Origin of the sequence: Globicatella sp. HMSC072A10, from assembly GCF_001811625.1 — a bacterium.
Taxonomy (GTDB): domain Bacteria; phylum Bacillota; class Bacilli; order Lactobacillales; family Aerococcaceae; genus Globicatella; species Globicatella sanguinis.
Window position 1 is genome coordinate 1 of sequence record NZ_KV805822.1, and the last position, 2394, is coordinate 2394.

At 32.9% G+C, this 2394-nt stretch carries 2 protein-coding genes and 1 pseudogene; all 3 read left to right on the plus strand.

Features of this window, described 5'->3' with window-relative positions:
* The coding region (locus tag HMPREF2811_RS11500) for a hypothetical protein (protein ID WP_084802140.1) at window positions 1-443 on the plus strand (443 nt) is incomplete at its 5' end.
* A gap of 83 nt (window positions 444-526) precedes the next feature.
* Complete coding sequence (locus HMPREF2811_RS10680; RefSeq protein WP_071409308.1) at window positions 527-772, plus strand: terminase small subunit; 246 nt, start codon at window positions 527-529, stop codon at window positions 770-772.
* A 280-nt stretch (window positions 773-1052) separates the two neighbouring features.
* A pseudogene (locus HMPREF2811_RS10685) lies at window positions 1053-2151 on the plus strand (PBSX family phage terminase large subunit).
* Window positions 2152-2394: the final 243 nt, after the last annotated feature.

The window sequence follows — 2394 nt, forward strand, 5'->3', positions numbered from 1 at the left end:
TTTTGTATATAAAAATAGTGCTGGTGATTTCTACACCAACACTAAAAATTATAGAACCATTAATCTTGTCTATTGCTCAAAACGCATTACAAGATAATTTTAATGAAATACTAACTTATTTACAAATAGAAGAGCAAGCAGCACTTAAAAGTGTAAATCCAGAATCAAATACTCAAGAAGATAGTTCATTAGTTTCAAAGGATAAAGAATTGGAAGAACAAGGTTTTAACGATACCCAAATTTATGATGAGTTATCTAAAGTTTATGATGGGGTTCAATATGTGATTAATAATGATGGATCAATTGTTTTTCAAATTTTTGGTATAGATACAACCGAAAAAGATAAGGTTTTAAGAGTTCGATATAAAAAAGCAGATATTATCGAGGCACAATTAAAAGATGACAAATTAGTGTTTGATAATATTGAATATTCTCTTGAATAAGAATTAAAATATTATATAAACTAGACTACCTATTTTAATAGGTCGGCTAGTTTTTTAGTGTTTTAAAAAAGTGAGGTGGAAAATTGGAGAAATTAACGTTAAAACAGAAAAGATTTGCCGATGAGTACATCATTTCTGGTAATGCTACGGATGCTGCAATTAAGGCTGGGTATAGTCCAAAATATGTAAATACGAACGCAAGCAAGTTACTACAAAACACTACTGTTCGAGCGTACATAGATACGAGAGTAAATAAGATGAGTAAATCTAAAATACTAGATGCTCAAGCAAGGAGAGAGTTGTTATCGTCTTTAGCAGAAGATAAATAGAACTCGCCAAACGACAGAATTAAAGCAGTAGACATTTTAAACAAAATGGATGCAACCTATGTGAACAGACAAGAAGTTGAAATGAAGTCTGCTATTCAATTTGTGGACGATATTGAGAGTGATCCAGATGAGACAAGTTAGAATATCAGAATTGCTCCCGAAAGCATTTCATTCTGTGTGGCGAGCAACATTCAACTCTGACATCTTACATATCGTTTGTAAAGGTTGACGAGGTTCAGGTAAATCATCAGATATTGCTCATATTATCATTCAATTAATAATGCGGTTCCCTACTAATGCGGTGTGTATTAGGAAAGTGGACAACACATTAGAACAATCAATATTTGAACAGTTGAAATGGGCTATCAATGAACAAGATGTAGCTCACTTATTCAAAATTAATAAGTCTCCATTGCGAATTACATACATACCTAGAGGGAATTACATTGTGTCCGGGGGGCGCAAGAGCCAGAAAGAATTAAGTCTTTGAAAGATGCTAAATTTCCTTTTGCAATTGCTTGGATTGAGGAAATGGCAGAATTTAAAACAGAAGACGAAGTAAAAACTATAACTAACTCTTTATTGCGTGGCGAATTGGATAAGGGTGTTTTTTACAAATTCTTTTATAGCTATAATCCACCAAAGAGAAAGCAATCATGGGTAAATAAGAAAAATGAAACAATTACACTAGCAAAGAATACTATTGTACATCCCTCCACTTATTTACACAATCCATATATATCTAAAGAGTTCAAAGCCGAAGCATTAGCTACTAAAGAACGCAATGAAAAGAGATATAAATCGGAATATCTTGGTGAAGCAATTGGTTCTGGTGTAGCACCATTTGAGAATTTGGAATTCAGAACGATTACTGATGAAGAAATAGCAAGCTTTGATAATATACGACAAGGTAATGACTTTGGGTATGCTAATGATCCCGATGCATTCGTGCATTGGCACTATGACAAAACTAGAAGAATTATCTACGCAATGGATGAGATATATGAAGTTAAATTTTCAAATAGAAAGCTTGCTGAACGTTTGATTGATAGGGAGTATCATACAACTATTACAGTTGTTGATTCTTCCGAACCTAAGTCAAGAGATGAACTTGAAGAGCATGGTGTGAAAGTTAAAGCAGCTAAAAAGGCCCAGATTCAGTAGAGTTTGGAGAACGTTGGTTAGATGATTTAGAAGCAATTGTGATTGATCCTCAACGGACACCAAACATTGCAAGAGAATTTGAATCAATTGATTATCAAGTTGACCGAGATGGGAATCCAAAGAATAGATTAGTTGATTTAGATAACCATACAATAGATGCAACGAGATACGCTTTTGAAGATGATATGAAAATGACAGGTAAATGGCTATTCTAATTTTTTTTTGCATATTTCGTTAGTTTTATAACTAACAAGTTAGAAAAATTGAAATGAAATAAAACTCTGATTTATCTCATTAAACCCACTCAATATCATTGAATGAAATACCTCTCAAACCAACATTTTCCAATTCTTTTATTTTTGACATCAAGCGTTCAACAATTTCATCTACGCTCCAATGTACCAATCCACCCATCAATTAATTCAATCAATGTTTCAGCTGTCTCATTATTCACTTCA